This is a genomic window from Burkholderia sp. Bp8998 (assembly GCF_003854235.1).
In the GTDB taxonomy this organism is placed as follows: domain Bacteria; phylum Pseudomonadota; class Gammaproteobacteria; order Burkholderiales; family Burkholderiaceae; genus Burkholderia.
In genome coordinates, this window is record NZ_QTQF01000015.1 from 153,597 (window position 1) to 160,597 (window position 7,001).

The 7,001-nt window shown below is 65.3% G+C and carries 6 protein-coding genes; 1 reads left to right on the forward strand and 5 read right to left on the reverse strand.

Annotation, left to right across the window (positions count from 1 at the left end):
- Window positions 1-69 precede the first annotated feature (69 nt).
- The 5 genes from paaK to paaN all read right to left on the reverse strand — a co-directional run bounded on the left by paaK (window position 70) and on the right by paaN (window position 5,694).
- On the reverse strand, window positions 70-1,368 hold the full coding sequence (gene paaK / locus DIE06_RS17240) for a phenylacetate--CoA ligase PaaK (RefSeq protein ID WP_124662441.1): 1,299 nt from the start codon (window positions 1,366-1,368) through the stop codon (window positions 70-72).
- 38 nt (window positions 1,369-1,406) lie between these two features.
- Entirely contained in the window at window positions 1,407-1,859 is a 453-nt protein-coding gene (gene paaI, locus DIE06_RS17245) for a hydroxyphenylacetyl-CoA thioesterase PaaI (protein WP_185733417.1), read from the reverse strand.
- 1 nt (window position 1,860) lies between these two features.
- Entirely contained in the window at window positions 1,861-2,652 is a 792-nt protein-coding gene (gene paaG, locus DIE06_RS17250) for a 2-(1,2-epoxy-1,2-dihydrophenyl)acetyl-CoA isomerase PaaG (RefSeq protein WP_124662442.1), read from the reverse strand.
- Window positions 2,653-2,697: 45 nt separating this feature from the next.
- On the reverse strand, window positions 2,698-3,900 hold the full coding sequence (gene pcaF, locus DIE06_RS17255) for a 3-oxoadipyl-CoA thiolase (protein WP_124662443.1): 1,203 nt from the start codon (window positions 3,898-3,900) through the stop codon (window positions 2,698-2,700).
- 87 nt (window positions 3,901-3,987) lie between these two features.
- Window positions 3,988-5,694, reverse strand: coding sequence for a phenylacetic acid degradation protein PaaN (gene paaN / locus DIE06_RS17260; RefSeq protein ID WP_124662444.1), 1,707 nt, complete (start codon window positions 5,692-5,694; stop codon window positions 3,988-3,990).
- Window positions 5,695-5,823: 129 nt separating this feature from the next.
- Between paaN and DIE06_RS17265 the strand changes: the two genes are divergently transcribed.
- Window positions 5,824-6,600, forward strand: coding sequence for an enoyl-CoA hydratase (locus tag DIE06_RS17265; RefSeq protein ID WP_124662445.1), 777 nt, complete (start codon window positions 5,824-5,826; stop codon window positions 6,598-6,600).
- Window positions 6,601-7,001 lie beyond the last annotated feature (401 nt).

The window sequence follows — 7,001 nt, forward strand, 5'->3', positions numbered from 1 at the left end:
GCCGGTCGGGCTGTTTTTTGGGGGGGCGCGCGATTGCCGTTGCGCGCGGCGGTCGGGTACCGGCGGGTATCAGCCGTTGCGCTTGTCGATCACGCGGCGTGCCTTGCCGACCGAACGCTCGATCCCGTTCACCGGCAGCACGTTGATCACGGCCGTCACGCCGATCATCGACTTGATGTCGTGCGCGAGCGCCTGTTTGGCCGCGTGGATCGCCGCCGTGTCGGGGGCCGTTTCGGGACATGGCTCGACGTTGAGCGTCAGCACGTCGAGCGGACCTTCCTTCGTCAGCACGATCTGATAGTGTGGCGCGAGCGCGCGCTGCTTCAGCAGCTGTTCCTCGATCTGCGTCGGGAAGACGTTGACGCCCCGCACGATCATCATGTCGTCCGAACGCCCGGTGATCTTTTCCATCCGGCGCATCGTGCGTGCGGTGCCGGGCAGCAGGCGTGTGAGGTCGCGGGTGCGGTAGCGGATGATCGGCAGCGCTTCCTTCGTCAGCGAGGTGAAGACCAGTTCGCCGAGTTCGCCGTCCGGCAGCACTTCGCCGGTCTCGGGGTCGATGATTTCCGGATAGAAATGGTCTTCCCAGATGGTCGGGCCGTCCTTGGTTTCGACGCATTCCGACGCGACGCCCGGGCCCATCACTTCGGACAGCCCGTAGATGTCGACCGCGTCGATCCCCATCCGCTGCTCGATGGCCACGCGCATGTCGTTGGTCCACGGTTCCGCGCCGAAGATGCCGATGCGCAGCGAGCTTTGCGCGGGATCGAGGCCCTGGCGCTCGATCTCGTCGGCGATCGACAACATGTAGCTCGGCGTCACCATGATGATGTCGGGCCGGAAATCCTGGATCAGCTGCACCTGCTTCTCGGTCTGGCCGCCGCCGAAGGGGATCACCGTCAGCCCGGCGCGTTCGGCGCCGTAGTGTGCACCGAGCCCGCCGGTGAACAGCCCGTAGCCGTAGCTGACGTGAACCTTGTCGCCGCGCCGCGCGCCAGCCGCGCGGATCGAGCGCGCGACGAGATTCGCCCACGTGTCGATGTCGCGCGCCGTATAGCCGACGACGGTCGGCTTGCCTGTCGTGCCCGAAGACGCGTGGATGCGCGAGATCTGGTCCTGCGGCACCGCGAACATCCCGAACGGGTAGCTGTCGCGCAGGTCGCTCTTGGTCGTAAACGGGAAGCGCGACAGATCCGCGAGCGTCTTCAGGTCGTCGGGATGCACGCCCGCTTCGTCGAATTTGCGGCGATAGACGGGGGAGTGCTCATACGTATGCCGGAGCGACCACTTCAGGCGTTCGAGCTGCAGCGCGGTCAGCTCGTCGCGTGAAGCGGTCTCGATCGGCTCGAGCGGTAGTGGGGTAGTCATGCCTGTCTCCAGTGATTGTTATGAGCGAGCCGTGGGCGTCAGCGGTCTTCCGGCAGGACGGTGCCCTTGATCTGGGTCGATTTGCCGCGAAACATCGCGACCGTTTCGCCTGTCTGGTTCGTGACGCGGATGTCGTAGATGCCGTGCCGGCCGCTGCGCGTCTGTTCGATCGCCTCGGCCGTCAGCAGGTCGTTCCCGTATACGGGACGCAGGTATTCGATCGAGCACCCCGCCGCAACGGTATTCAGGTTGTATGAGTTGCACGCGAACGCGAACGTCGAGTCGGCGAGCGTGAAGATGATGCCGCCGTGACAGATCTGGTGCCCGTTCAGGAAGTCCGGCCGTACGCGCATCTGCAGGCGTGCATAGCCGGCACGCACTTCGGCGATTTCCATGCCGAATGCGCGGCTGCAGGTGTCCGCGTCGTACATGGCGCGTGCCGTTGCACGGGCGAGCGCATCGGGGTCGAGCGTGTCGGTGGAGGTGGTCATGTCAACGCCCCTCGAAGCGCGGCGCGCGCTTCTCGATGAACGCCTTCACGCCTTCCGCGTAGTCGTTCGACTGGCCAAGCCTGCGCTGCAGGTCGCGCTCGAGGTCGAGCTGCTGGTCGAGCGTATTCGTGACGCTGTCTCGCATCGACTGCTTGATCGACGCGATCGCGAGCGTCGGCTGTTGCGCGAGCTGGCTGGCGACCTGACGGACCGACGCGGCGAGCGCGTCGTCGTCGACCGCGCGCCAGATCAAGCCCCATTGTTCGGCCTGTTCGGCGCCGAGCTTGTCGCCGGTCAGGGCGAGCCCCAGCGCGCGTGCCATGCCGATGCGTTGCGGCAGGAACCATGTGCCGCCCGAATCCGGCACGAGCCCGATCTTGACGAAGGCCTGGATGAAACTGCTCGAGCGCGCGGCGAACACGATGTCGCAGGCGAGCGCGAGATTCGCGCCGGCACCGGCCGCCGTGCCGTTGACGGCGGCGATCACCGGAATCGGCATGCGTTGCAGGCGGCGGATCAGCGGATTGAAATGCTCGTCGATCAGCGCGCCGAGGTCGGTGGGCGCGCCCGGCGTGAAGTCGAGGTCGGCCAAATCTTGGCCTGCGCAGAAGCCGCGCCCCGCACCCGTCAGGATCAGCGCACGCGCGCCGGCCGTCTCCACTTCATCGAGTGCCGACTGCAGTTCGCGGTGCATTGCCCGCGTAAAGCTGTTCAGCTTGTCCGGACGGTTGAGGGTGATCGTGGCCACGCTGGCAGCCTGATCGATATCCAGCTGGATCGCCTGATATGACATGCAGTGTCTCCTTCATGACTTCGTTATAGGCGCGCGGTGCGTCGGTTACACGCGCTCGATGGCGATCGCGATGCCCTGGCCGACGCCGATGCACATCGTACAGAGCGCAAAGCGGCCGCCCGTACGCTCGAGTTGGTGAAGCGCCGTCGTCACGAGCCGGGCGCCCGATGCGCCGAGCGGGTGGCCGAGCGCGATCGCACCGCCGTTCGGGTTCACGCGAGGATCGTCGTCGGCGACGCCGAGCATGCGCAGCACCGCGAGACCTTGCGATGCGAACGCCTCGTTCAGCTCGATCACGTCGAACTGGTCGATCGTCATCCCGAGCTGGCGCAACAGTTTTTGCGTGGCCGGCGCGGGGCCGATGCCCATCACGCGCGGTGCGACGCCGGCGGTCGCCATGCCGACGACGCGCGCTCGGCGGCGCAGCCCGTATTGATCGGCGGCTTCCGCGTTGGCGAGCAGCAGCGCGCATGCGCCGTCGTTGACGCCCGACGCGTTGCCGGCCGTCACCGAGCCGTCCGGACGCACGACGCCCTTCAGCTTCGCGAGCGCTTCGAGCGAGGTTTCGCGCGGGTGCTCGTCGACGGATACGACGAGCGCGTCGCCTTTCTTCTGCGGAATCGTGACCGACACGATTTCCTCGGCGAGCGTACCGTCCTGCTGCGCACGCGCGGCCTTCTGCTGGCTGCGCAGCGCGAACCGATCCTGGTCGGCGCGGCTGATGTCGTAGTCGACCGCGACGTTCTCGGCCGTCTCGGGCATCGAATCGACGCCGTATTGCTGTTTCATCAGCGGATTGACGAAACGCCAGCCAATCGTCGTGTCGAAAATGGCGGCCTGACGCGCGAACGCGCTGGCGGCCTTGCCCATCACGAACGGCGCGCGCGTCATGCTTTCGACGCCGCCCGCGATCATCAAGCGTGCCTCGCCCGCCTTGATCGCGCGCGCGGCGGTGCCGACGGCGTCCATGCCCGAGCCGCACAGCCGGTTCAGCGTCGTGCCCGGCACGGCGGTCGGCAGGCCCGCGAGCAGCGCGGACATGCGCGCGACGTTGCGGTTGTCCTCGCCGGCCTGGTTCGCGCAGCCGTAGATCACGTCGTCGATTGCGGACCAGTCGACGTTGCGGTTGCGCTCGATCAGCGCCTTGAGCGGCACCGCACCGAGGTCGTCGGCACGAACGTCTTTCAGGGCGCCGCCGTAGCGGCCGATGGGGGTGCGAATCGCGTCGCAGATGTAGGCGTCGGTCATGGGAGTGTCGATGTGCAACGAACCCGCCGGTCGGCGGATTCGTTCATGGTAGAGAACGTGGCGGCGTTTGCACGTCGGCCATTCGGGTTATGCCGTCTGGCCGGCTTCCGCAGGCACGGCCTTCGGCGCAACATGGACGCGGCTTTGCACCACGCGGAACCGGTTGGCGACGAACGCAGGGTCGGCCAGCGCCGCGTTGGCGGCCGGGTTCGCGCCGGTGCCGTGGAAGTCGGAGAATGCGGCCGACTGGTTGACGAACACGCCACCGGTCAGGTTGATTGACAGCGCGACGCCGCCACGGACCGCCGCATCGTGCGCAGCATCGAGGACCTTGTCGTCGGTGCTGTAGACGGAGAGCGTCAGCGCGCCGTGCTCAGCGGCGATTTCGCCGGCCAGGTCGAGCGACTGCGTGGTCGAGTCGGTCGCGATCACGAACGAGATCGGGCCGAACCACTCTTGCGTGAATTTTGCGCGGTCGGCCACGTCAAGTTGCAGCACGAGCGGTGTGCGCACACGAGCGTCGGCGAACGTCGGGTGCTGGAGTGTCTGGCTGTCGGCGAGCACGCGGCCGAGCGTGCGGGCATCGTCGATGCGCGCGGTCACGCTGTCATTCTGGATCGCGCCGATCAGTTCGACCGAGCGCGCCGGGTCGCCGGTCAGCTTCTGCACGGAGACGGCGATTGCCTGAGCGACTTCGTCGAAGCTTGCATGGCCGTCCGCTGTCCGGATGCCGTCGCGCGGCACATAGATGTTCTGCGGTGCCGTACACATCTGGCCGGAGTACAGCGCCAGCGAGAACGCGATGTTCTTGGCCGCGGCCTTCAGGTCGTCTGTCGAGTCGATCACGATCTGGTTGACGCCCGCCTTCTCGGTATACACCTGTGCCTGGTGGGCATGGCGTTCGAGCCACGTGCCGTTTTGCGTGCTGCCGGTGAAGTCGATCAGCTTGATTTCAGGACGCAGCGCGAGGTCTTGCACGAGGGCGCCGTCGTTAGGCTCGGTCGCGAGGAGCGTGACGACGTTCGGATCGAAGCCGGCTTCGCGCAGCACGTCGCGGGCGATGCGGACCGTGATCGCGAGCGGCAGGATCGCGCCCGGATGGGGTTTGACGATCACCGTATTGCCGGTCGCCAGGTCGGCGAACAGGCCGGGGTAGCCGTTCCAGGTCGGGAACGTGCAGCAGCCGAGCACGAGGCCGGTGCCGCGCGGGACGATCGTATAGCGCTTGTGCATCGCGAGCGGCGGGTTCTTGCCTTGCGGCTTCTCCCAGTGTGCATCGGCGGGGATGCGACGCAATTCGTCCCATGCGTAGGCGACGGCTTCGAGCGCACGATCCTGCGCGTGCGGGCCGCCGGCCTGGAACGCCATCATGAACGCCTGGCCCGTCGTGTGCATCACGCTGTAGGCAATCTCGAAGCTCGCGCGGTTCAGCCGCGCGAGGATTTCGAGACTGACGCCGATCCAGGCGCTCGGGCCGGCTTCGCGCCACGTACGCTGGGCAGCGGTGGCCGCGGCAATCAGCTCGTCGGGTGTCGATTTCGGATAACGGATGCCCAGCGCGATTCCGTACGGCGACTGCTCCGCGCCGACGGTGCCGCCGGACGCCGGCTGGTCGAGCACGAACGTGTTGTCGAGGTGTGCCTTGAACGCCGCTTCACCATCGGCGTTGGCGCTTTCCCCGTACACTTTGGGACTTGGCATTTCCGCGAAAGGGCTCCAGTACCCGCGGCTCTCGATGGCGGCGAGGGCGTGTTTCAGCGTGTCTTCGTGCTTCGTGAACAGTGCATGGGTCATGACGGCGGCCTGATGGACATTGAGAAGGGTTGGATCGATTAATTAACCGACCGGTTGGTCGGAGAATGGTAGCATCAAACTATTCGCATGTGCGAGGCGTTTCTCATTTCATTGATCGAGGAGAAATAGATGTCTTACGAGAACATCCTGGTGGAGACCCGGGGGCGAGTCGGGCTGGTCACGCTGAATCGTCCGAAGGCGCTGAATGCGCTGAACGATGCGCTGATGGATGAATTGGGGGCTGCGCTGAAAGCGTTCGATGCGGACGACGAGATTGGCGCGATCGTCGTGACAGGGAGCGAGAAGGCGTTTGCGGCTGGGGCCGACATCGGGATGATGGCGACCTATTCCTATATGGATGTTTACCGCGGCGACTACATTACCCGAAACTGGGAAACCATCCGCGAGATCCGCAAGCCGATCATCGCTGCCGTGGCGGGCTTCGCGCTCGGCGGTGGCTGCGAACTTGCGATGATGTGCGACATCATCTTCGCGGCGGATACGGCCAAGTTCGGCCAACCCGAGATCAAGCTGGGCGTGATGCCGGGCGCGGGCGGCACGCAGCGCCTGCCGCGCGCGGTGTCGAAGGCGAAGGCCATGGACATGTGCCTGACCGCGCGCTTCATGGATGCGGCCGAGGCGGAACGGGCGGGGCTCGTGTCGCGGGTGCTGCCGGCCGACACATTGCTCGACGAAGCGATTGCCGCTGCGACGACGATTGCCGAGTTTTCACTGCCGGCGGTCATGATGGTCAAGGAGTCGGTGAACCGCGCGTACGAGACGACGCTGGCCGAGGGTGTCCACTTCGAGCGTCGACTGTTCCATTCGCTGTTCGCGACCGAAGATCAGAAGGAAGGGATGGCTGCATTCGTCGAAAAGCGAAAGCCGGTATTCAAGAACCGCTGATTCGCGGCAGCGGCGTGGTGCCTGGCGAGCGAAGGATGTCGGTCGCCGGCATGATCGCCCGGTGCAACGAGAGCCCCAAGCCCCCGTGCGCGGCAGCGCATGGGGGCTTTTCAAAATATTTTCACAAAGGGGTTGCGGAGACGGGGATGGGTGCTTAGAATCACGCCTCTTTCGCGCTAACGGAAACGCGGCGCGGAGGAAGAAGGGAAGCGGTGCGGTCGAGGGCTGGTTGTAGAGCCCCGGCGCACACGAGGTTGAACCCCAGTCGTCGCAACGAAGTCGTTAAAAAAGTTGTTGACGAACTGAAAAAGACGGTTCATAATTTCGCTTCTCTGCTGCTGAAAACGCAGCGCTGCTGAGAAACTTCAGGTTTCTCGCAGAAATGCTCTTTAAAAATTAAC

Bases quoted from the DNA above. Each gene is read 5' to 3' on its own strand.
- paaK (WP_124662441.1), bottom strand. From the start codon at position 1,368: ATGACTACCCCACTACCGCTCGAGCCGATCGAGACCGCTTCACGCGAC.
- paaI (WP_185733417.1), bottom strand. From the start codon at position 1,859: ATGACCACCTCCACCGACACGCTCGACCCCGATGCGCTCGCCCGTGCA.
- paaG (WP_124662442.1), bottom strand. From the start codon at position 2,652: ATGTCATATCAGGCGATCCAGCTGGATATCGATCAGGCTGCCAGCGTG.
- pcaF (WP_124662443.1), bottom strand. From the start codon at position 3,900: ATGACCGACGCCTACATCTGCGACGCGATTCGCACCCCCATCGGCCGC.
- paaN (WP_124662444.1), bottom strand. From the start codon at position 5,694: ATGACCCATGCACTGTTCACGAAGCACGAAGACACGCTGAAACACGCC.
- DIE06_RS17265 (WP_124662445.1), top strand. From the start codon at position 5,824: ATGTCTTACGAGAACATCCTGGTGGAGACCCGGGGGCGAGTCGGGCTG.